Source organism: Roseomonas chloroacetimidivorans (assembly GCF_049629625.1).
Lineage (GTDB): Bacteria > Pseudomonadota > Alphaproteobacteria > Acetobacterales > Acetobacteraceae > Roseomonas > Roseomonas chloroacetimidivorans.
The window spans coordinates 1-21460 of the sequence record NZ_JBNBZS010000030.1 but is presented as its reverse complement, the minus strand read 5'-3'; the positions used below and the strand labels follow the sequence as shown (position 1 = coordinate 21460).

General features: G+C 67.8%; 19 protein-coding genes. 7 read left to right on the top strand and 12 right to left on the bottom strand.

All coding sequences use genetic code 11. From position 1 onward, the window contains the following. Positions 1-39: 39 nt before the first annotated feature. On the top strand, positions 40-576 hold the full coding sequence (locus ACO1BU_RS20575) for a Bug family tripartite tricarboxylate transporter substrate binding protein (RefSeq protein ID WP_424137842.1): 537 nt from the start codon (positions 40-42) through the stop codon (positions 574-576). Then, positions 573-1031 (top strand): tripartite tricarboxylate transporter substrate-binding protein, encoded by a 459-nt coding sequence (locus ACO1BU_RS20570; protein ID WP_424137841.1) that lies wholly within the window; start codon positions 573-575, stop codon positions 1029-1031. The genes ACO1BU_RS20575 and ACO1BU_RS20570 overlap by 4 nt, the downstream gene beginning before the upstream one ends. A gap of 2 nt (positions 1032-1033) precedes the next feature. Here the strand turns inward: ACO1BU_RS20570 and ACO1BU_RS20565 are convergent, their stop codons facing one another. Genes ACO1BU_RS20565 through ACO1BU_RS20550 form a run of 4 tightly spaced genes read right to left on the bottom strand, consistent with a single transcriptional unit; the run spans position 1034 to position 4801 of the window. Continuing rightward, positions 1034-1843 carry an enoyl-CoA hydratase/isomerase family protein gene (locus ACO1BU_RS20565; RefSeq protein ID WP_424137840.1) on the bottom strand — a complete coding sequence of 270 codons (810 nt, stop codon included), beginning with the start codon at positions 1841-1843 and terminating at the stop codon, positions 1034-1036. Then, a complete protein-coding gene (locus tag ACO1BU_RS20560; RefSeq protein WP_424137839.1) occupies positions 1836-2765 on the bottom strand; it encodes a hydroxymethylglutaryl-CoA lyase in 930 nt (309 codons plus the stop codon). The genes ACO1BU_RS20565 and ACO1BU_RS20560 overlap by 8 nt, the downstream gene beginning before the upstream one ends. After that, on the bottom strand, positions 2762-3640 hold the full coding sequence (locus ACO1BU_RS20555; protein ID WP_424137838.1) for a CoA-binding protein: 879 nt from the start codon (positions 3638-3640) through the stop codon (positions 2762-2764). Before ACO1BU_RS20555 ends, ACO1BU_RS20560 begins: the two co-directional genes overlap by 4 nt. 3 nt (positions 3641-3643) lie before the next feature. Further along, positions 3644-4801: an ATP-grasp domain-containing protein gene (locus ACO1BU_RS20550; RefSeq protein ID WP_424137837.1), complete on the bottom strand. Its 1158-nt coding sequence runs from the start codon at positions 4799-4801 to the stop codon at positions 3644-3646. Positions 4802-4968: 167 nt separating this feature from the next. Here ACO1BU_RS20550 and ACO1BU_RS20545 point away from each other — a divergent pair, with 167 nt between their 5' ends. Next, a complete protein-coding gene (locus ACO1BU_RS20545) occupies positions 4969-5523 on the top strand; it encodes a MarR family winged helix-turn-helix transcriptional regulator (protein WP_424137836.1) in 555 nt (184 codons plus the stop codon). 181 nt (positions 5524-5704) lie between these two features. Here the strand turns inward: ACO1BU_RS20545 and ACO1BU_RS20540 are convergent, their stop codons facing one another. The 3 genes from ACO1BU_RS20540 to ACO1BU_RS20530 form a co-directional block, all read right to left on the bottom strand. After that, positions 5705-6817: an NAD(P)-dependent alcohol dehydrogenase gene (locus tag ACO1BU_RS20540; protein ID WP_424137835.1), complete on the bottom strand. Its 1113-nt coding sequence runs from the start codon at positions 6815-6817 to the stop codon at positions 5705-5707. 52 nt (positions 6818-6869) lie between these two features. Continuing rightward, a complete protein-coding gene (locus ACO1BU_RS20535) occupies positions 6870-8108 on the bottom strand; it encodes an ABC transporter substrate-binding protein (protein ID WP_424137834.1) in 1239 nt (412 codons plus the stop codon). 108 nt (positions 8109-8216) lie between these two features. Then, positions 8217-9890 (bottom strand): FAD-dependent oxidoreductase, encoded by a 1674-nt coding sequence (locus tag ACO1BU_RS20530; RefSeq protein ID WP_424137833.1) that lies wholly within the window; start codon positions 9888-9890, stop codon positions 8217-8219. A 107-nt stretch (positions 9891-9997) separates the two neighbouring features. Between ACO1BU_RS20530 and ACO1BU_RS20525 the strand changes: the two genes are divergently transcribed. Further along, positions 9998-10894: a LysR family transcriptional regulator gene (locus ACO1BU_RS20525; RefSeq protein WP_424137832.1), complete on the top strand. Its 897-nt coding sequence runs from the start codon at positions 9998-10000 to the stop codon at positions 10892-10894. A 759-nt stretch (positions 10895-11653) separates the two neighbouring features. Here the strand turns inward: ACO1BU_RS20525 and ACO1BU_RS20520 are convergent. Beyond that, positions 11654-12112, bottom strand: a complete 459-nt coding sequence (locus tag ACO1BU_RS20520) for a DUF2442 domain-containing protein (RefSeq protein ID WP_424137831.1) — start codon at positions 12110-12112, stop codon at positions 11654-11656. Beyond that, complete coding sequence (locus tag ACO1BU_RS20515; RefSeq protein ID WP_424137830.1) at positions 12105-12335, bottom strand: DUF4160 domain-containing protein; 231 nt, start codon at positions 12333-12335, stop codon at positions 12105-12107. The genes ACO1BU_RS20520 and ACO1BU_RS20515 overlap by 8 nt, the downstream gene beginning before the upstream one ends. 799 nt (positions 12336-13134) lie before the next feature. On the opposite strand from ACO1BU_RS20515, the gene ACO1BU_RS20510 reads away from it, so the two are divergent. The 3 genes from ACO1BU_RS20510 to ACO1BU_RS20500 all read left to right on the top strand — a co-directional run bounded on the left by ACO1BU_RS20510 (position 13135) and on the right by ACO1BU_RS20500 (position 15922). Then, positions 13135-13377 carry a DEAD/DEAH box helicase family protein gene (locus ACO1BU_RS20510; RefSeq protein WP_424137894.1) on the top strand — a complete coding sequence of 81 codons (243 nt, stop codon included), beginning with the start codon at positions 13135-13137 and terminating at the stop codon, positions 13375-13377. A gap of 78 nt (positions 13378-13455) precedes the next feature. Then, positions 13456-15033, top strand: a complete 1578-nt coding sequence (locus ACO1BU_RS20505; protein ID WP_424137829.1) for a DEAD/DEAH box helicase — start codon at positions 13456-13458, stop codon at positions 15031-15033. A gap of 469 nt (positions 15034-15502) precedes the next feature. Continuing rightward, positions 15503-15922, top strand: coding sequence for an integrase core domain-containing protein (locus ACO1BU_RS20500; RefSeq protein WP_424137828.1), 420 nt, complete (start codon positions 15503-15505; stop codon positions 15920-15922). Positions 15923-16431: 509 nt separating this feature from the next. Here the strand turns inward: ACO1BU_RS20500 and ACO1BU_RS20495 are convergent. The 3 genes from ACO1BU_RS20495 to ACO1BU_RS20485 form a co-directional block, all read right to left on the bottom strand. Next, positions 16432-17418: a replication protein RepA gene (locus tag ACO1BU_RS20495; RefSeq protein WP_424137827.1), complete on the bottom strand. Its 987-nt coding sequence runs from the start codon at positions 17416-17418 to the stop codon at positions 16432-16434. Positions 17419-17890: 472 nt separating this feature from the next. Continuing rightward, positions 17891-18589, bottom strand: a complete 699-nt coding sequence (locus ACO1BU_RS20490) for a hypothetical protein (protein WP_424137826.1) — start codon at positions 18587-18589, stop codon at positions 17891-17893. Continuing rightward, a complete protein-coding gene (locus tag ACO1BU_RS20485) occupies positions 18586-19242 on the bottom strand; it encodes a nucleotide-binding protein (protein ID WP_424137825.1) in 657 nt (218 codons plus the stop codon). The genes ACO1BU_RS20490 and ACO1BU_RS20485 overlap by 4 nt, the downstream gene beginning before the upstream one ends. Positions 19243-21460: the final 2218 nt, after the last annotated feature.

The window sequence follows — 21460 nt, the reverse complement described above, 5'->3', positions numbered from 1 at the left end:
CCTCCGCACCCCGGGCAGGGCGCGCGCGAGGTGAACCCCATGTCCCCTTTCAGGCCGGATCGACGGCACCTTCTCGGAGCAGGAGGCGCCGCGCTGGGCGCCGCGGGGCGGACCACGGCGCAGCCCGGGGCCGCCGGCCCTCCGTGGCCGACCCGCATCCCCCGCTTCATCGTGCCCTTCGCGCCGGGCGGCCCGGTGGAGGTGCCGGCCCGCTTCATCGCGGAGCACCTGACGCGGCGCCTCGGACAGCCCTTCATCGTGGAACCGCGTCCGGGTGCCGGCGGCGCTCTGGGCGTCCAGGCGGTGCTTCAGGCGGGGGACGGACACAGCTTCGTCTTCACCACCTCCTCGGTGGCTACCCTGCCGGCGCTCCAGCGCAACCCAGGCTTCGACCCGCTGCGCGACCTGCTGCCCGTGACCCTCGTCTTGGAAGTCCCGCTCGCGCTGGTTTCCCGCCCGGACTGGCCGGTGCGGGACTTTGACGCCCTCCTTAAGCGCGCCCGAGCGGGGCGCCGACCGTCTCCTTCGCCTCCTCCGGTGTCGGGTCCACCACGCACCTCGCTGGGGAGCTGTTGAAGGCACGCGCGGGAATCGAACTCCTACACGTTCCCTATCGCGGCGCTGGACAGGCGGCGGGCGCCCTGCTGGCCGGCGATACCGACCTGCTGATCACCGGCCTTATCGAGGCCCTGCCGCACGTGAAGGAGGGACGGATGCGGGCCATCGCCGTCACCCCCGGCGGGCGCAGCCCTGCCCTCCCCGGCACACCGGCTGTTGCCAAGGCGGTGCCGGGCTACGATCTTCCGATCTGGTATGCCGTACTCGCACCTCGCGGCACGCCCCCGGACGTGGTGAATCTCCTGACCGGGGAGATGGCACCCCTGCGCGCCAGGACGCCGCTCGCCGCGCGCATCGGGGCGTCCGGCGCCACCCTCCTCCTCGATGGGCCCTCGCCGCTGGCCCGGCGGCTGGAGCGGGAGGTCGCCCTGTGGAAGGAAGTCCTCCCGGCTGCCGGCATCGAGCCGAAATAGGCCTACTCGGCCGCCCAGGCGGCGGGACGCTTCGCCTTGAAGGCTGCGATGCCCTCGGCGGCTTCCGCCCCCGTCGAGCAGCGGCTGAAGGCGCGGGCGCCGGCCTCGGCGTAGCTTGGCGACGCCACCTCCCCAATCGCGGCCAGCAGCGCCTTCGTCTCGGCGAGCGCGCCTGGGGCGCCGGCGCGGATGTCGGCCAGGATCGTCGCCAGCAGGGCGTCCAGCGCGGCGGCATCCGGCGCCACCTCGTGCACCAGCCCAGCCCGCACAGCAGCAGCGGCATCGATCGGGGCGCCCTGCAGGACGAGGCGTGTGGCGGCGCTACGCCCCATCCGGCGCACCAGCCAGGGCAGGATCTGGGCTGCGACCAGCCCGCGCCGCGCCTCTGGTGCCGCGAAGCGCGCCCCCTCCGCCGCGACGGCGATGTCGGCGGCGCAGACCAGGCCGAGCCCGCCCGCGAAGGCGGAGCCCTCGATCCGGGCTACCACCACCTGCGGCAGGGCGGCGATGGCTGCGAAGCGCTCGCCGGTGCGGCGGTTGCGCTCCAGCGCGGCCGCCAGACGCTCCTCGGGCGTCGCACCGGCACCGCCCGCCTCGTCCAGGTCCAGCCCCGCGCAGAAGTGCCCACCCGCCCCGGTGATCACCAGCACCCGCGCAGTGTAGTCGTCCTTCAACTCCGCCAGCAGCGCGTCGAAGCGCTCCACCAGCTCACGACTCATGGCGTTACGGCGCGCGGGGCGGTTCAGGGTCGCGCGCACGACACCACCCTCGCGCGTGACGAGGAGCGGCGCCTCGGTGACGGTGTCAGGCATGGGCGGTTTCCCCGACGCGGATAGAACGTGAATAGAGGGGACGGCCGAGAAGCCGCTCCGCCTCGTGTCCCGCGGCGCGGAGCCGGTCCAGGTCCAGCCCGGTGTTCACGCCCATCGCCGCGAAGAGCGTCGCGAGGTCCTCCGTGCAGACGTTCCCCGTGAAGCCCTCGCCATAGGCGATGCCGGACGGGTGCCCGCCCGTGCCGCCGAGCGCCGTGTCGAAGTGGCGCAGCCCGGCCTCCAGCGCCGCGACGCAGTTGGCCACGCCAGTGCCGCGGCTGTCGTGAAAATGAGCGATGAAGGTCGCCTCCGGCAGCGCGTCCCGCAGCAACGCGACCAGGGCGCGCACGCGGGGCGGCGTTGCGCTCCCGATCGTGTCCCCGATCGAGACCCGCGTGACCCCGAGCGAGATGAAGCGCCGGGCATCCTCCAGCACCCGCTCCGGGGCAATGGGGCCGTCGAAGGGACAGTCAAAGGCCACGGAGATCGAGCCGACGAGCGTGAAGTCGCGCCCGGCGAGGGTCGCCATCTCCGCGATGTTCGTCCACTGCTCCTCGCGCGAGCGTCGGAGGTTCTTCTGGGTATGGCCCTCGGAGGCGGACACCAGGAAGCTGATCTCTTCCGGGCCACGCCCAGCCGCGCGCGCCGCCTGCGCGCGGCGCACTGCCGCCGGGTTGGGGCAGGTGGCCTTGAACAGCACACCGGGGCGCGGGCGCACGCCAGCCAGCACGGCCTCGGCATCAGCGAACTGGGGAATGTACTTCGGGTGCGCGAAGGAGGTGATCTCGATGCGCCGGAAGCCGCAGTCGGCGATCCGGTTCAGCATCGCCACCTTCGCCTCCACCGGCACCACGGCGGACTCGTGCTGCAGCCCGTCGCGGCAGAAGCACTCGGAGAAGATTACGTCGGGCACGTCTGTCACGGCACCAAAATCTCCTTTAGCATCTCGATCGCGGCATAGGGAGTGGGCGCGACCAGCGCGCCACCCTCGCGCAAGGCAGCGAGCTTACTGGCGGCGGTCTCGCGCTCGGCGCCGATAAGCGCGCCGGCATGGCCCATCTGACGGTCCGCGGGAGCGTGGCGCCCGACGAGCGTGGCCACCACAGGCTTCGGGAAAGTGGCGACCGCCTCGGCCAGGGCATACTCCTTGTCGCCGCCGATCTCGCCGCAGTAGAGCACCGCCGCTGTCCCGGGGTCGCCGGCGAGCGCCGCCAGCCACTCGTGTGGATTGCGGCCGATGACCGCGTCGCCGCCCATGTGGATGACGACCCGCTGCCCGATCCCGGCACGGGTCATCAGGCGAGCCGTTGCCAGCGTCAGCGTCCCGCTGCGCCCCAGCAGGGCCACCCGCCCCGGTGCGCAGAAGGCCGGAGAGACGGATCCGAGCAGCAACCCGCCCTGCCCCGCGGCCGGCACGCACAGACCCAGCGTGTTCGGTCCCAGGAGCCAGCTGCCGACTTCCCGCGTTGCCCGGGCAGCCCGCAGGGCGTCATGCACGGGGACGTACTCCGCAGCCGCCACAATAGTGGCGATGCGGGCCGCGGCACATTGCCGCACCGCGTTCAGCGTGCCCTCAGGCGGCGTGTAGAGCACCGCGGCGTCCGCCGGCGCGTCCAGATCCGCCAGGGAGTCGAGGAGTGGCAACCCGTCGACCGTCTCGCCACCGCGGCCGAGCGCGATCCCGACGACGACCGGAGTGCCCGCCGCGCGCATCTCGGCCACCTGCCGGGCGGCATAGCGACCGGTCGGGTTGAACACTGCCACGCGTCGGGGGAAGGAAAGAAGGAACGGCAGCACAGCTCAGGTTCCACCCGGCTGAAGGTCCGCGGCGATCGCCTTCACGAGCGTGAGCGGGTCGTCATGGAGCATCGCGACACCCGCCGCGCGCAGCCGCTCGCCCGCCGCCGCGTCGAAGCCGCGGCTCGCAGAGGGGGCAGCGGCAAAGCCGACGTAGAGGGGCCTGGGCGCCGGGCGGCGTGCCAGGAAGGAGAGCAGGGTCTCGATCCGCTCCCCCACCGGCCGGGAAGCAAGGGTGGCGTAGAAGAGGATCGCCTTGACGCCCGGACGTTCCGCGAGGTCGAAGGCAGCCTCCAGCCGGACCTCGGTCGTCTCCACCGGGCCACCCTGGGCATTGTCCATGAAGGAGGCGGCAGAGAGGCCATGGTCCGCCAGCAGGTCCGTCAGGAACATGCCGAGCCCGGCGCCGGCGCTGACGAGCGCCACGTCGCCGGGCATCTCCACCAGGGTGAAGCCCGCAGATTGCGCGCGGCGTTCCAGCAGGCTCAGCGAGGCAAACTCCAACGCAGCGCTGGCCCGGGTCGCCGCGGCCTCGTGCCGGCTGGCGGCGGCATCGTCTCGGACCATCTTCGCGTCCAACGCCATCAGCCGCCCTCCTTCCAGCTCGGCTAGCGGGTTGATCTCCAGCAGCGTCAGGTCCTCGGACTCCATCACGCGCAGGAGGCGCACCGCCTCCCGCGCCACGCGCGCCGAGAGCGCGGGCGGCAGCACGAGACGCAGGGCCGCGTGGACCCGCTCGGCCAGCCCGGAATCGACCGGATCCAGCACCAGGCGGACCGGCGCATCGCCCTCCTCCACGGCCACTCCGCCGCTCGCCGAGAAGAGGAGTTCGATACCCTGCCGGGTGCCGTCCACCCGGAGCGCCAGGAACACCTCTCGGACGGGCGCGAGGGCTTCTTCCAGCAGGAAGCCCACCCCCTCATGGGCCGGCCCGAGGATCGACCGCATGGCGGCCCGCGCCTCGGCTGCATCGGCCAGGCTGACGCGGCGGACCAAGCCGCGGCGCCCGCGCCCGCCCTCCAGGACCTGGGCCTTGATTACCATCCCGTCCCAAGCCACGGCGTCTGCGGGGAAGTCGCCGTCGGGCAGCATGACGCCGCGGGGAACCGCGATGCCGTGCCGCGCGAGCAGCGCCTTGCCCTCGGCCTCGATCAGCCTCATCGCTCGCGTCGCCTCCGCATGCGCGGCAATCCAAAGTCCTGCCCTGCAATTCGTTGACTTAGTAAACTATCAGGCCGCGAAGTCAATCTCGACCTGGCCGGGCTAACCCCTTATCCAGCATCGGCTATCCTGATAGATTGATCATTCCGACATTCGGAGACACCGTGTTGCCGGGCAGATCCGCCAGACCCCTCGGGAAGCCCCAGGACAAGACCATCAAGGATCTGTTGTCTTACCGTATCCACCGGCTGGCGAATACTCTCAGCCAAGGTGCGGCGCGCCGCTACAAGGCCGAGTTCGAAGTGAGTCTTATGGAGTGGCGCATGCTCGCCCTCCTCGGCGACTTCGCCCCGATGACCTTGAAGCAGCTGGCGCTCGAGAGCGGCCTGGACAAGAGCCTGGCAAGTCGGGCGATCAGCGAGCTGGTCAAGCGCCGTCTGGTCCTGAGAACCCCAGGCACCGACGACGCGCGGGAGGTTAGCCTTCGCCTCTCGGAAAGTGGCCGGCGCGTCTATGAGGGCCTGATGCGGTCAGCTCGGGCCCGCGACGCGGCCTTTAACGCGGCGCTCAGCCCGGCGGAGCTGGCCACGCTGGACTCGCTGCTCGAGAAGCTCATGCGGGTGGCGCGCCAGCAGGCGCAGCCTGAAGCCTGGGACACGGGACAGGACAAGCCTCGGCGGGCCCCGACCCGTGCCGCTAAGGTCGCGCCAGAGGTCGAGTGAAACCTGCCGTCCCCTGGACTAGGATGGCGTAGCATGCCGAGGCACTCGCGTCCGCCACGCCCCCTAGGCGTCCACGCTGCCGAGCGGGACCTAGATCGCCGCAGCGTCGCGGGCAGCCACGGACGCCAGCCCGCGTAGTAAGAGCAGCATCCTCCTACCGAGCGGCGGGCCAGCGGAAGCCTCAGGGACCCTCCATGACCAGCACGGGCTTGATCGCCTCACCTGTCTCGCTGTCGTGCATGGCGTCATTGATGCGACCAAAGGAATAGCGGGTGATGAGCCGGTCAAACGGGAACCGGCCCGCCCGGTAGAGTTCGATGAGCTGCGGGATGAACTCGTGGGGCCGCGAGTCTCCCTCGATGATGCCGCGGATCGTCCGCCCTTCGCCCATGGTCGCCATGATGTCGAGCGCCAGCTGGGACCCGCGCGGGGCCCCGCCGATGATGCCGCAGGTACCGAGCGGGCCGAGGCAGTCTACCGCCTGGGCCAGCACGGCGGGCCGGCCGCTGCTCTCCAGCGCGAAGTCCGCGCCGCCACCCGTGATCTCGCGCACCGCGTCGACCGCATTGGTCTCTGTAGCGTTGATCCCGTGCGTCGCGCCCAGCTCGCGCGCCAGCGCGAGGCGAGACGGCACGACGTCGACCGCGACGATCGTCGCGGCGCCGGCAGCCCGGGCGGCCATGACGGCGCTCAGTCCGACGGCTCCCGCGCCGAAGCAGGCGATGCTGGCGCCGGGTCCCGGCCGGAAGACGTTCAGCACCGCGCCCGCACCGGTCTGGATGCCGCAGCCCAGCGGGGCGAGCACTTCGAAGGGCAGGTCATCGGGAACCCGCACGACGTTGCGGGCGTGGGCGATGGCGTGGGAGGCGAATGAGGACTGGCCGAAGAAGCGGTCATGAAGCGGCTCGCCGGCCGCGTCCCGTAGGGCATGGCTCCCGTCCAGGCGCGCGCCGCCGAAGTTCAGGGGGAAGAAGTGGGCGCAGTAGGCTACTGCTCCCTTCCCGCACGGGGAGCAGTCTCCGCAGGAGAGGAAGCTCATCACGACGCGGTCGCCGGGCGCGAGGTCCCGTACTGCGGACCCTACCTCCTCTACGATGCCCGCTCCCTCGTGCCCGAGCACGATCGGCACGGGGGCGGGGTGCCCGGCGCCGCGCACCTTCACGTCGGTGTGGCACAGGCCTGCGGCCATTACCCGGACCAGCACCTCCTGTGGGCCGGGTGGCGCCACGAAGGCAGGCTCGATGATGAAGGGGCCGTCCTTCTCGCGTACCACCGCCGCGCGGATCTCCCGCATCGCGTCCGCGCGTAAGCGCGAGGCCGTTGTCCCGTCCAACTCCATCGAATGTTTATCCCTGCACGAGGCGGCAATGACCCTGCGACAACGGCCGGAAGGCATTCTCCGCCGGAGTCGTCGCGGCGAGCTTGTAGTAGTCCCAGGGCCCCCGGCTCTCCTGCGGCTTCTTCACCTCGAAGAGGTAGGCCGGGTGGATCTTGCGGCCATCGGCGCGGATCTCGCCCCGGCCGAAGCAGTCATCCTCCGTCGGCAGCCGCTTCATGGCCTCCACGGCGGCGCGCCCGTCGGCCTTCGCGGCGTCCACACCCATGGCCTGGACGACCTTCAGGTAGTGTAGCATTGCCGAGTAGGCGGAGGCGTGGTCCATGTTGGGATAGTTGCCGCCTGGCAGGCGCGGCCTCACGCGGCTGGTGAAGGCACGCGTCTGGTCGTTCATGTCCCAGTAGAAGGACTCCGTCAGGTTCAGGCCCTGCGCGACCTCCAGGCCGAGCGCGTGCACGTCCTGGATGAAGGCGACGAGCGCCGCCATGCGAATCCCACGGCGCGCCAACCCAAACTCCGCGCCCTGCTTGACGCAGTTCAACAGATCCACTCCGGCGTTCGCCAGGCCGATCACGTTGCAGCCGCTAGACTGCGCACGCAGCAGGAAGGACGAGAAGTCCATGGTCCCTGGGAAGGGGTGCGCGGCACTGCCGGTGATCCGGCCTCCCGCCCCCTCGACCACGGCGGTGATCTCGTCCTTCAGCGTGACACCGAACGTATAGTTGGCTGCCAGAACGAACCACTTGTCACCGCCCGCGTGGACCACCGCCTTGCCGGTGGAGTTGGCGAGCATCCAAGTGTCGTAGGGCCAGTGAATCGTGTTAGCATTGCAGTTGCGCCCAGTCAGCTCCGACGAGGCGCCGCCGGTGTTCAGGTGCACCTTGTTCCGCTGCACGACGATGTCGTTCACCGCGAAGGCAATAGACGAGTTGCCGACGTCCATGATTACGTCGACGTCTTGACGGTCCAGCCACTCCCGCACGATGCCGACGCCGACGTCGGGCTTGTGCTGGTGATCTGCGATCAGGAACTCGACCTGGATGCCCTTCTCCGCCGCGCCGAAGTCCGCGACCGCCTGCTGCGCACACACGGCGCCGGTCGGGCCCGTGATGTCCTTGTACGGACCGGACATGTCCGTCAGGAACCCCACCTTGATGCTGCGGGCGGGCTGGGCTCGGCTGAGCTGCGGGGCCGCGGCAGTCGCTGTGGCGAGGCCGACGGCGAGCGCCTGGCGTCGAGACATTCTCATCGAGCACTTCCCTCCTGATCTGTTCCGGCGGGCTGCCCAGCCGTGCCGGGTTGTCCGTTGTGCGGACATCTTACTCAGAAGAGAAAGCTTAATCGTGGATGATGTCAATCATTCGTCCCGAGGCGCCACGTGAAGCGTCCGGGCGCCGCGGATCAGGTCGATCAACCCCTCCCCGTCTGCCGGCAGCGTATCGCCGCGCCAAGCAACGTGCTGGTCCGGACGGGAGAGCACGAGGCGCTGCTCGTAGACAGCCCCGCCCTCCCCCTGGTCCAGGTCGAGCACAGCAAGAGGAAGACCGCGCCGGTCCGCGGCCAGGAGCAGCGGCGTCACATCCAGCGTCGGGTCCGTCCGGATCAGGGTGAAGCCCGGCGCGAGGCGATCATAGAGTGATCGCCCCTGGCTGTCCCACAGATGGGGCGTGCGGCAGCCTGGCACCGTGGACGGGGTGAAACCCGCCATGCTGTAGGCGGGCGGCGTCTCGCCGTCGTAGGCAATGATCGGCGACCGGTCGTAGAAGGTGCCGAAATTCAGCCCGCCGCAGCAGTACTGGTTGACGTTGAGCTCGTAGGCCTCCTGGCCGAGGCGACGCCGCGCTGCCTCGCCCTCCGGCCCCGGTTCCTCGATGTCGCTCGGCACGCTGCCTCGCTGCCTCATCAGGGCGATAGCATGCTCCATGGCGAAGCGGGAGACCTGGTCGGTGATTGGCAGCCGCTCGGCCTCGTAGGCGTTGAGGATGGCGGGGTCCGCCCAGCCCGAGAGCACGCCGGCCAGCATCCAGGACAGGTTGGTCGCGTCCGCGATGCCGGCGTTCATGCCGTAGCCCGCCATGGGCACCCAGATGTGCGCGGCGTCGCCGCAGATGAAGACGCGGCGGTCACGGAAGCGGTCCGTAACCAGGCGGCGGCCGATCCAGTCCTCCTTGCTGATCACCTCGTAGCGGAAGTCCTCGCCCACGCCGAGAATGAGGCGGATGCAGCGGTCGCGGTCCACCGTCTCAAAGTCGGTCTCCTCGGGCCGCAAGTAGTTGTGAATCAGCCAGGTCTCGCGCCCGTCGATCGCGTACATGTTGCCGCTGCGGCGGGGATTGAGGGAGAAGGTCGCCCAGGCAGGGCCCGCCGGCATGCGCGCGAGGAGATCCGGGGCGCGGATGAAGGTAGACTGCACGCGCTGCACCACCGGGTCGCCGTGATAGGTCGCCCCGATCGCCTTGCGCGTGGACGAGGTTCCGCCGTCGCAGCCAATAAGGTAGGCGCAGGCGATCTCCAGCGGCGAGCCGCCATCCAGGCGCTCGGCTCGCGCGACCACCCCGGTGTCGGACTGCTCGAACCCGGTCACGCGCGCGTGGTTGATGATCCGCAGCGTTGGCATGGCTTGGGCGTGGCGGAAGAGGATTGGCTCCAGGTAGATCTGGTTGATCCGGTGCGGCGGCTCCGGCGTGGGCCAGTGGATGTCAGGCCCGACCTTCGCCGTGTACCGGTCGCGCCGGCACGGGATGGGGATGCGAGACAGCTCCTCGCCCGTTGCGGTGATGCGGTAGGCGACATCGTTCGGGAAGTCCGCCGGGAGACCCGCGTCGCGCAATGCTGGGGCGACGCCGAGGCGGCGAAAGATCTCCATGGAGCGCGCAGAGACGTGGTTGCACTTCACGCTCGGCGGCTCGCCCTCGGCCCGCATCTCCACCACCGTGACGTCGATGCCGCGCCACGCGAGATCCATGGCCAGGACGAGGCCGACTGGCCCCGCGCCGATCACCAGCACGCCCGTCCGGATCTGTCCCGCCATCGCCGACCTCCTGATCCCTCGCCCCGGCATAGGGCGCGGATGCGGTTCTAGGCGATGGTGCCTTTAAGGATTATCGAATAATATTTGAGTATTCGTGAGAAATGTTCGTGAATCCTACCTTGCGCCAGCTTGAGGCCTTCGCGCTGTGTGCCCGTCAGGGAAGCCTGACGGCCGCAGCGGAGCGCATGGGCCTGACCCCGTCGGCCATAAGCCTTCTGCTCCGGCAGCTTGAGACGGAGCTGGGATTGCGGCTGCTTGATCGAACGACACGCCGTCTTCAGCTGACCGAGGCAGGAAGAGACGCCTTGGAGGGCGCAGAGCGTGTGCTGCAGGAGAGAAGCCGCCTTCTAGCGGGCGTGCAGGGGCTGGCTGCGCGGCAGGGCGGACAGCTCGTCATCGCGGCGTCGGCCGCCATCGCCGCCGTCATGATCCCCGGCATGTTGCGCGACTTCACCGAGCGCCATCCAGGCATCCGCCTCGTCCTTCGTGACGTATCTCCGGACAGGGTCGCCCCGATGGTGGAGGAGGGCGCCGCTGAGATCGGGCTGGGCACGGTGGGCGAGGTACCCACCGGGATCCGCACCGAGACGCTCCTGAGCGACCAGCTCAGCGCCATCTGTCGCCGAGACGCCCCTCTCGCTTCGCGGCAGCGGCTCTCATGGGCCGAGGCACTGCGCGAGCCGTGCATCTCCGTCGTCCCCGGCAACCCGATACGCACCCTCATCGACGAGACGCTGGCCGCTCAGGGCCGCTCGCTGGAGCCGGCCTGGGAGGTATCCTTCTTTGCCACCGCACTTTCCCTCACGGCGGGCGGCTTCGGTATTGCCCTGTTGCCGGGCTACTTGGTTGGGCAATCGCCAGCCATGGGGTTGCTGGCCCTGCCGCTTGAGGAGCCTAAGGTTCAGCGGGACGTAGTGCTGGTGTTGCGCGCGGGACGCAGCCTCTCACCGGCAGCATCGGCCTTCATGGCAGTTGCTCGACGATCGGTTTCCGCCCGGCCGTAAGCCGCCACAAGGGAGATGAAACCTAAGCAGCCCGCAGCATCGACGGTCATGACCGGACACTCGGTAGGCAGGAGCGACGCCGTGCAAGCGCGGAACCGACCCGCCGCTAGTAGCGCCGATCGTCGCTGAACCGCTCAGTGTAGCTCGAGTACCATCGGCCCACGGCATTACCTCGGCCCGAGAGCCTTCACCGGCCACAACCGCTCCCCCCTTCCTCCTGACATTACCCCGCCTGTCCCATGAACTCTGGAGCCCACAACCATTTCTGCCTCTCGCCACCACTGTGGTGCACGGATCAACTTGCAAGCGCAGTGAGCCGCGAGAGCCTCCGCGATCACGCGATGCGGACATACTTCGGGCGTTCCAGCTCAAGCATGCGGTTCAGCACACTGACAGCGACGGCCACGTCGGCCGCACGGCGCTCGTCGGTGCGCGAGCGCACCGCGCCGTCGCTGTCGGCGCGGTGCCAAGAATAAGATGGCGGAGCGGTAAGGCGGGGTCCGACCCGCCTCGAAATCCTAGCGCCCAGTGGTGGGGTCCGGCACTAGGCGGGTCTCGCGGTGGTCCGGCCTCCAACGCGGATCAGGGAATGATCCGGGCCTGTTGCAGCGTGTTGAACAGGTCGAAGGAGGCGTCGGTCGCCTGGTAGTCCAGAAAGCCGAGCTTCCTGCTCTTGCTCATGCCGGTGACGACCTCGATCGGGCGCCCGAGATCTGCTTCAGGCCAGCCACCAGCGCGAGATGCGCGACGCTGGCGTTGTCAGGTTGGCGGTCTTGTCGGGCGGTGGCAGCCTGCCTTGTATAACGACCCCGCCCAGTCCCTACCGTGGTTTCCGCAACCGGTTCTGTCAGGTCTCGCGCCAGAGGTGCCCGAATTGGCCGGTGAGGTGGCACGGCCCGCCTGCCGGGCCATGTGGGACCGGGTCCCGAACAGGCCGGCCAGTAGGCCCGGGATGGAGAGGTCGGCATCCAGCGCCTCCCAGTGCAGCGCGGAGCCCGATCCCAGCACCTCCACCTGGGAGAGCTGATCGTCGCTCGCAGCCTCCAGCCCCTGCGCTAGCCCAGGCGGGAAGGCGAAGGTGCAGCCGTTGGTCAACTCGACGATCACCCGCCCGGCCTGCCGGTCGTAGCGGGCCGCCGCAGCACGCGGCTCGCGCTGCCGGGCCTCCCGGCCACGCGTCATGGCCGCGTCGATCTGGGTGTCGGTCAGGTCATCCATGGATGTCCTCCCATCGTTGCCGCAGGAACGCCTGCTGCTCGGTGACGAGCCGCATGGCGCGGCGGACCTCGCCGTGCGTCATGCCGTCGGCCCAGACCAGGACCGGCGCGCCCTGCGGCCCGGCCAAGTCGATCTTCACCTCGCCGTCACCGAGGACGTGTACGTGAGCCGGCATGTGGTCGTTGGTGTAGATGACGACGCGCAAGCCCTCGGCGCGCAGCACGGCAACCAAGATCCCAGACAACCCATCGCGTTGGGTTATTCAAGGGATGCCGGCGGGCGCGAACGGCCGCTTCCCGGGCGAGGTGAACAGCAAGATGACAGGAGCGCCGAACGGCAGAGCACGACTGTCTCCCGGGAGGAACTGTTCCGTCAGGTCTGGGCCACGCCGATGAGCCACCAATCCCGAGAGTACGGCATCTCCGGCAACGGCCTGGCCAAGAGCTGCAACCTCCTGAGGGTGCCCTATCCACCATCCCAGATGGCTGAGAAGCACTGAAGTAGTCCCCGGAATTCGGACAGGCGGATAAGCTTGGTTCGCCCCGAGAGGGACGGGCCCGATGACGGGTGGGCGAACGCGGTATTCGGCCGAGTTCAAGGCGGAGGTGGCGCTGAACGCGCTGGGGGTGAACTGACAACGGCAGAGCTGGCCGCCAAGCACGGCACTACCAGACGAGGTGGGCGCCTGAAAGCGCCAAGCCGTGGAGGGCATGGCTGGGATGTCATCGGGTAAGTCGGCGGCCCAGGAGAGCGTGAAGACCCCGAGGCGCAGGTCGAGAAGCTGCACGCCGAGATCAGGCTGCTCGCGGTGGAGCGGAATTTCTGGCCAAGGCGTCCGGACGATGAGCCTGGAGCGACGACGGCAGGAAATCGAGCCCGACCACCCGCAGCTGCCGATCCAGCGCCAGTGCGCAATTCCGCCACCTTCCGTGGCCCCTGATGCGGGCCTATCGTTCAGGTCTAGACACGGGAATCGAGAGGAATCAGGGTAGTAGGCCCACTCACGGCCGGTAGGTGCTGCTCTGCGACGACCCCTCCGTACTCACCAGCGTCAGCTTGCAGCCGTTGTCCAGGCGATCGCCGCGGGCGAGACGGAGACGCGCGACCTTCTCGCCGCTGTGACCCCGGGTGGAGGCAAGTCCCTCCTTCCCGTGCTGGCCGCTGCCACCCTGATCGCCTCGCGCCATGTCGAGCGCATCTGCTGGATCGTGCCCCGTGACAGCCTGCGCCTGCAGGCCGAGGAGGCCTTCGCCGACCCGGCCTGACGCGCAGCCCTTCCCCACTCGCTCTCGGTCCGGGCCGCCGACAACGCGCCTGATCCGTGCCGGGGTTGCGCGGGTTACGTGACAACCTACCAAGCGGTAGCCGCCGCCCCGGACCTGCACCTCGCCGAGTTCCGCCACCACCGCACGCTGCTCGTCATCGACGAGATACACCACCTGCCCGCGCTCGCCGAGACCGATCCGGTCGCCGCCGCCCAGGCCGACGCCGCGGGCGAGGATCAGGCGAGTGCCTGGTCGCGCGCCATCCTTCCGCTGCTCGAGACCTCCGCTGTGCGCCTGCTCCTCTCCGGTACGCTGGAGCGGGCTGATGGCCGGGGCATCCTCTGGCTGCCCTACCGTCGCGGCCCGAGGGCCCGCACGCGCGAGGTGGAACTCGACACGGAGGGCTGGGCCGTGATCGGCTACTCCCGCGCCCAAGCACTCGCCGAGCGTGCCGTGCTCCCCGTGACCTTCGGCGCCCTTGATGGCGAGGCCAGCTGGCGCGAGGAGGAGGTCGAGGTTGGCCCGCACCGCCTTTCCGCCCCCTACCCTTCCGAAACCACCCGCCCTGCCCTGTTCACCGCGCTGCGCACCGGCTTTGCCGAGTCCCTGCTGCGTGAGGCTTTCCTCGCCATCCGTGACCTGCGCGCCAGACGCCGCGAGGCGCGCGGGATACCCGCTGGCGCCCCGGCGCGGGGCCTGGGCAAGCTGCTGGTGGTTGCGCCTGATCAGACTGCCGCGAGGCACTACCTCGAGGTCGTCCGTCGCTGGATCCCGGCCTGCAGAGCCGAGGAGGTGGCCCAGCTCGCCACCTCTGACGCGCCCAGGGCGCACGGGGTGCTCGCCGCCTTCCGGCTGCGACCTGAGCCATCGATCCTGGTCACCGTTGCCATGGCATATGAAGGGCTGGACGTGCCCGAAGTGGCGGTTGTGGCGGCCCTGACTCACATCCGCTCACGCCCCTGGCTCGAGCAGATGGTCGCGCGCGCCACCCGCGTGGATCCGCATGCCGGACCCTACGAGGAGCAGCGCGCGTTGGTGTTCCACCCGGACGATCCGCTGTTTGCCGCCTTCCGACGGAGGATGGAGACCGAGCAGGGCACGCTCGCTAGGCGGCCGAAGGAGCTCCGTCGGCAGTCCTCCCTCGCCCTCTGGCTTCTGGACCAGTTGCCGCCAGCCAAGGAGGGCATCACGCCCCTGGTCTCCAACGCGCTCGCCCTGCGCTTCGACACGCTCCGGCCCGGACCGGAGTTCGCCATGCGCCGCCCCGAGCAGGAGGAGGCGCAAGGAGAGATGCTCGAGACGCCGTCAGCCGCCGAACGGCGCCTTCGGGCCCGCCTCGGCGAGATGGTTGCGATCCAGGCCGTCGAGGAGGAGGCAGGCCGCGCGGGGCCCCGCGCCGGTGTCGCGGGACCAGGGCTCTACCACCGCTACAACGCCTGCCTGAAGCGCATCATGGGTGACAAGAGCCGGGCCCAGATGACACTATCCGAGTTGCAGGCCGCGATCGGCTGGCTCGAACGCAACCGCCTCTCCGAGCACCTGCACCTGCTTGAGGGCGATCCGCGCTATGCTTGGTCTGCCCGCAAGCGGCAGGAGTGGAGGCCGCCCGTGGGCAGACCGGATAGCCGCTCCGAGACCAGGACGAGATCAGCATGACGTCTTTTAGGGCGTCGAACGGCTCGCAACTGATCGGCGGATAACCAGATTCGTCAGCACTTACGCCAAGCATGATGGCTTGAGGTGGAAGGCGGTTTCCGCCTGCGCCGCGCCGAGAAGTGCGAGCGCGGCTGTGGCACGGCGGAGGCATCGCTGGCGACGACGGCAGGCGGAGACGACTTGGCTGTGACGCTGGCGAGGACGGACGAAATTGCGGAGCTCGTCGTAGCCCCAACGCTCTTGAAGCCCGCATATACCGGATGCGGGCTTTGACGCCGAGGTGGTCTTGCTCCAGTCCGTTGTTCCTGTATGCGCAGGTCAGGAGGTCGCACGTGCGCCAGAGCACCACCAACGCGATCACGTCAGAGGGCATTGTCACGTAGTTTGGCCCTGACCGGAATGAAGCGGCCTGGCCACGCTGGCGGGATGCCATCCGAGCCCACCACCTATCCTGGCTACCGCTTTCCGGTTGAGGTCATCCACCATACCACTTGGCTCTACCGTTCAGGAGGTCGCGGTGCTGACCGAAGCGTGGCGCCAGCACTACAATCTGGGACGGCCTCACTCGGCTCTAAGGCTACCGACCACCCGACCCGAAAACATTTCGGATCGGCCACCGCCCCATGTCCCCGGGCTCTGGCCCAATAAGATCGGGCGTCAGCAGCCGCGCCTCTCCTCCACTAACGTGCAGCCCGGAGCTCGCAACGCGGCCCTTGTGTACAAGGTTCCTGCTGTGCCCAGCTTCTACCTCAGCCCGCCGGGCCGTGCGTGCTCTGGTGTTGTGTGCGGACGAAAAGGCGCAGATCCAACCCCGGGCTGTGCTGTTGGGCAGCACCCGCCCATCCGCCGCAATCGCGTGAGAATGACTGGAGTGCCCTTTGGTGCGTGAGGACTCTATCGACCGGCAGGGTTGGGAGCCCTCCCCTGGTGGTGCGGACTCTACCGACCGAAAGCTCTCCATCTTCCGATAGGGCACCTGAGAGCGCTTGGTACGAGTGGCTCCAGATGACCCTCGAGCAGGCCCAGGAGGTCACCCGCCTCGTCAATCGGCAGGCGGGGCGCGTCGAGCCCGAGGCAGGCCGCGCTTGCGCCGGATCATCGAAAAGCAGGGTGCGGACTCTACCGACCAGCCGTTGTAGTGGCAGCCTCGGAGGGCACTTAAACTACGGAATGGCGCGGGCGGAGAAGCGCCCTACCTCCTCCACGAGACGATAGCGTCACCGTTTCGTGATATTTGAACACCAAATGGGGATTCAAGCCGGCTTCCCCAGACCCCACACCGCTGGGAAGCGCGGACTCTACCGACCAACAGCAGCGCCGGCCGCACGTGAGGGAGACGTTCGCGTGCCTTCTTCAAGTATGGGGGCGCTGAAAAGATCCTTATCGACACTGCGGACTCTACCGGCCACTAGCACCCGTGCCGGTGAGGACTCTACCGACCGAAACTTGGCGAACGGCCACTGGCGGGCGGGAGGGGTGGAGCACCACTCCCTCCTCAAGGACTTCCACCTTCGCCGCTGGATAGACCGCGAGCGCCAACGCTAGATTATCTTGGAAGGGCCCTTTGAAGTGCTTGAGCTGGCGGAACCCAGTCCCGAACTGTGCCTTGAGCGCCGCCCACGTGACGGCCCGCGGCTTGTCCAGGACGTGGAGCCGGTACGCGAGCCAGAGATATACGTCCAAGGCCATGGAGTGGGCGTTGATGGCCCGAATGGCCGCCTCCTCGAGCGGCACCGGATGCTTCTGCAACTCTGCGAAGAAGCTCTCCGACAGCCGGGCTCGATCAAGGAAGAGGCTACCCTGGCCCTCCTCCTCCATGTCCAAAAAGAGAGCGGAATCCACGATGTTCTGGTTTACTAGGCCGGCCCGGCCGCGGCCGCTCATGTTGAAGGTGAGCCGGCAGCGGGAGAGGCGCTCTGCTTGATCCTTTACGTCCTTCATCGACTTGCCCCCGGGCGAGATGCCCATGCGCGTGAGCCAGGCGCGCAGGGAGCCGCCCAGTTCCACCTCGCGCGAGCCTGTCCGGAGCGCCTCCGTCTGGAGATAGAGCATGATCAGGCGCGCTCTCGAGCCATAAGGCACACCTACCCATTGCGGGGCCGCATCGCGCACTGGCCGCCGGCCGGGCTCTACCATTAAGATCATGCGATCCGTCTGGAGCTGCCAAGTAGCATCATCCGCCAGGCGCTTGTGCGGAAGGGCAGCTTGCGCCCAGCCGCTATACGCAAACCCGAGCCCGTTTTCCTCATCCGCCAGGTATTCGGCGGCTGCTTCGACCACGCGTCGGTCCATGTCCAGGTCGAGCACCGCGCGCTTCCCGCGCTCTTGCAGCAGATCGTGCACGGTGCCCATCAGCCGGCCCTCCATGTCGAATGCTTCAAGCATGGATTGCGAGTAAGAGTCTCTGTGGACTCTACCGACCGAGCTACTAGGAAAGCTATTTGTGAATCTAACTATTAGTTTGGTCGGCAGAGTCCTCAGGATAACGCTTGTAACTTGTTGATTTGGTGTTCCAGGTGGTCGCTAGAGTCCGCGCGCTGGTCGGTGAAGTCCGCACTAAGGTTGGGGAGATCCCGGGCGTCGTGACGGAGGATTTCAGGGGCTAGCCCGCTCCCCTGCCCTTTTCCGCACCTAGTTTGCGCTGCGACTCGGAGTCGATTCTCTCATCACGCGAGGTCATCCGTTCTCTTTACGGGCTTCAGGATGGAAGCCGTCCTGAGATAGGGTGCCGTGTCCGATTTCGGCACCATCGTGCCGTGTCAAACGCCTGCGGAGTAGGGACAGCCCTGCAGAAGCCACTCTGTTTGCAGGTCTGCCCCTACAAGCCTGTCGTCTGGCTAACCTCGTTGAGCGATCTCTAGTCTTCTAGCAGGCGAGAGATCTCTTGCTGGCGCCGGCGAATCTGGACCAACCTGTTGAGGAATTCGCGGCGTTGTTCGCGGAGCCGCCGTAGTTCGGCCATAAGTCCCGGCAAGTCGATCTGTGCCGGGCCTCCACGGGCCCGTTCGCGTCGGAAGGCAAGTACAGCAGCGCGTGTTGTGTGAGGTGCTACGAGCCCACGCTTACGAGCTTCCTCAAGCTCGTCGTTTGCCAGCAGGGCCAACTGGTATGCTGCACTGTAGGAGCCTGGCAGGTCCGACACTGAGAAGCGGCCACTATCTACAGCCTCGGCTACCTTGCGGAACTGGCTTGCGATCGGATCGCTGAACGGAAATAGCCGCTCAAAGCCGGCCTTGAGGCGTGCCCGCTCCTCCCGCCCATGCAGGCGTAGATCGAGGGCGTTGAGGGCCCGTCCAATCTCAACCGTAGCCTGGCCTGCTTTGCCCCATGCCTGCCCGACGGCCCGCCGAGCCTCCAGCACAGCGCCGACTAGTGCATCGTCATCTGCCACACGGGTTCCGGCGAATACGTCTTTGATGGTGTCCAGCACTTCGCCGGGGACGACCACCATCTGATCGATCTGCGCCGGGCGCGCGTCGGCGACAACGTCGTCACTGAGGTCAAGGTCTATTTTGTCCAGCGCCTTGCGGGAGACGCCGCGCAGAGGCTTACTCAAAGGCCAATCTCCCGTGCCACGTAGCTCCAAAGAGCTTCGAAAGTCTCACCACTGCTCGGGCGAGTAAGATCCATCACGCCCAGCCCCTTCCCAGCCGCTAGAGGAATTTCCTCAAGTTGGGGCACCTCCACCGGGCAGATGGGCCCGATCGACAGTAGCTTTGCCCGGATCGTACCGAAGCTCTTGGCGCGCCGGTTTGAGCGGTTAAGTACGAAGGCCGCGTTTGCTTTGCTGTCGACCAGCCGCCTCATCCACGGTCCGGCACTGTCGACGTCATCTTGTGTTTGTTGGCACGGCACGAGGATCAAATCGGCTTCGTTCGAGAGGCTGATGACCGCGGACAGATTCAATTCAATGGAGGGCGGCGTGTCGATTACGACGATGTCGGCGGCGCTTTGCCGGACGGCTTTGAGCGCGCTTCTCCATTCCTCAAGTGGAGACGAAGTTACCGGGATCTGTGTCAGCTCGGGGATCGTGACCCTGACCCGCTCCCGCCGCTGGGTCCATGTCGCAAGCGTGCCCTGCTGGTCGAAGTCAATGCCGGCGACGGTTCGCCCGGAACGAGCAGCCAGCACAAGGATGTTACGCGCAAGGCTCGATTTGCCCACCCCGCCCTTGGGCGAGGACAGCATGATCACTGTTTGCTTTGGCATGATGCTCCCCTATCCGGGTAGGATCTATCCGGGAGGCGAGCCTCACAAGTGGACTTTTACACGGTAAAACCCGGCGCATGTCCGATGTGGTATCTGGCCCACAAACTGCGTCAGAATCCTAAATATTCCGCGCAGCCATCTCTGACCGCGTAGGACGAGCAACCGCCGCCTTGGGTCGCTCAGTGGTATGGTGTGGCCGAGTTCCGCGGCGGATCTGGCGTTGTCCGGTGCCGTGGAGCGGCGCCGGTTATGGAAACTACGCTGCCTCGCCAAGTTCGCTCTCGAGAACTGCCGAGAACAGAGTCGAAGGTAGGTCTGTCCTCTCGCTGGACTGCGTCAAGAGTTCAAGAAGGAGAGGACGGGCGCGCACCTCGCGTTTGGAAGTGGAAGCGCCATCAGGCCGGCATTCGACCGTAGTGCATGGAGCGGGTCCGAGGCCGGTCCGGGTAAGCTGGGCCGGGGGACGGTGCCACGTGCCACTCGCAGCAGCCAGCCTCGCTACTCTGCCCTCGCGACCGAGGCGGCATTGGGTCTGCGAGCGGTGTTCTATATGGCGCTGCGCTAGGCAGAAGACCCAACCGGCTCTCTCTTTCGGCTCCTCGGCCTGGGCCCGGCGCGACGGGACCACACCGCCCTGAACCGCGGGCCGAGACGCTGGACGTGCCACGGGCATGCGGTGGGCGAGAGCCCATCTGCCTGCTGGTGGACGGCACGGGCCTGAAACTCTTCGGCCCTGGCGAGTGGGGAGGCGCCGGCGACGCGGAAGCACCCTTCGCAAAGGACGCCGACACCGGCCCGGTCGTCGCGTCGATGCTGAAGAGTCGGGATGCCGACGATGGTTCGCGGGCTGGCCCGGTGCTTGAGCGGGTCGGCGGGCCCGTCGCCCATTCGCCCGCGACGGTGGGTTCGACCGTGACGACCTCTGCTCCGAGGTGGCGGCGCGGCATCCCGATGCAGATGTCACTGCGCCGTCACGTTCAAGCGCAGTGCCGAGCGACACCGCCGAGAACGACCGGACGAGGGGTAACCACAAGCCGCAGACCGCTGCCTAGCGCGGGCGCGTGGGCTGGCAGAGGGCATTCGGAGACAGCCGCTCCCCCCTTCGTCAGGGCCGACATTGTGCGATGAAAGCGCACCGTCGATGACGAGCTGCGCTCGCAAGGCGACGACGTCAGGTGACTGAGGTAGTCATCACCGCAGACGCCATGAACCAGATGCTAGACCTAGGACCCGCAGAGTACGTCCGCATCGCATGATCCTGATGACAGTAGGGCATGGTGCGGCCGAACCTCTGATCCATGCACCATGGTAAGGTCACCGCCCTTGGCCCCTGATGCGCTAGCTGCGACACTGCCTAAACCTGCGGATCGTCGTCACTTCTTCTCAGAAGCCGTCCAGCAGCGTTTCATTTCCTTCCATCCGGAACGGCAGTCGCAGGTGAACCGCAGGAGCTGATCCGGACATGCCTCGTCGAGGATCGTATCCAGCTCCTCGCGCAAGCTGCGCTTCTGCCGAAGGTCAAAGGAATCCCCTTGCACTCTCGGGGAAGAGGGGCCTCGAACGCTCGGCAGTCGGCAGTCGGCAGTCGGCAGTCGGCAGTCGGCAGTCGGCAGTCGGCAGTCGGCAGTCGCAGCCTGCTTCCGTTTGATCCCCCCTGCTGAACGATTCAAATCCGGTCGGGCCTCGCTCCTCGGTCCGGTTTCTCGATACAGGAAATGCAGAGACTTGCAGCAGCTCCGCCGCGGCGAAACCTCGCGATGACAGTAACCTGAGCCGGCCGCACGTCCTGCGCTTGGGGCGAGGCTCCTGTCTTCCCACTCAACACCAGGGCGCAGCGGCGGCGGCCGAGGTGCGCCTGGGCGAGGTCAAACCCGGCTGCAGGCCGCTCAGCAGGGTGTGACCGAGGCGCAGCGCCGGGCAGCCGAGCTGGAGGGAAGGGCGACCTCGCTCTGCACCCAGGTCAGCGAGGCGGAGGCGGCCCTGGCCGGCCGGCAACAGGCGCTCGGGGAAGCCGAGCAGCGCTTGGTGGCTCTGCGCGATCGGGTAGCCCAGGCTGAGAACGACCTGACGGCTTGCCGCAGAGGCCGATGCGTACCCATCCGCCGACGGCCGCCTTCCCTGGCCTGGGTGCCCGCTGATCTTACTGACGTTCGTAAGAGTGTCGGTAAGGGCAGGTGGGTGGGATGGAGATCATCAGCGGGGTCGAGCGGCGTCGGCG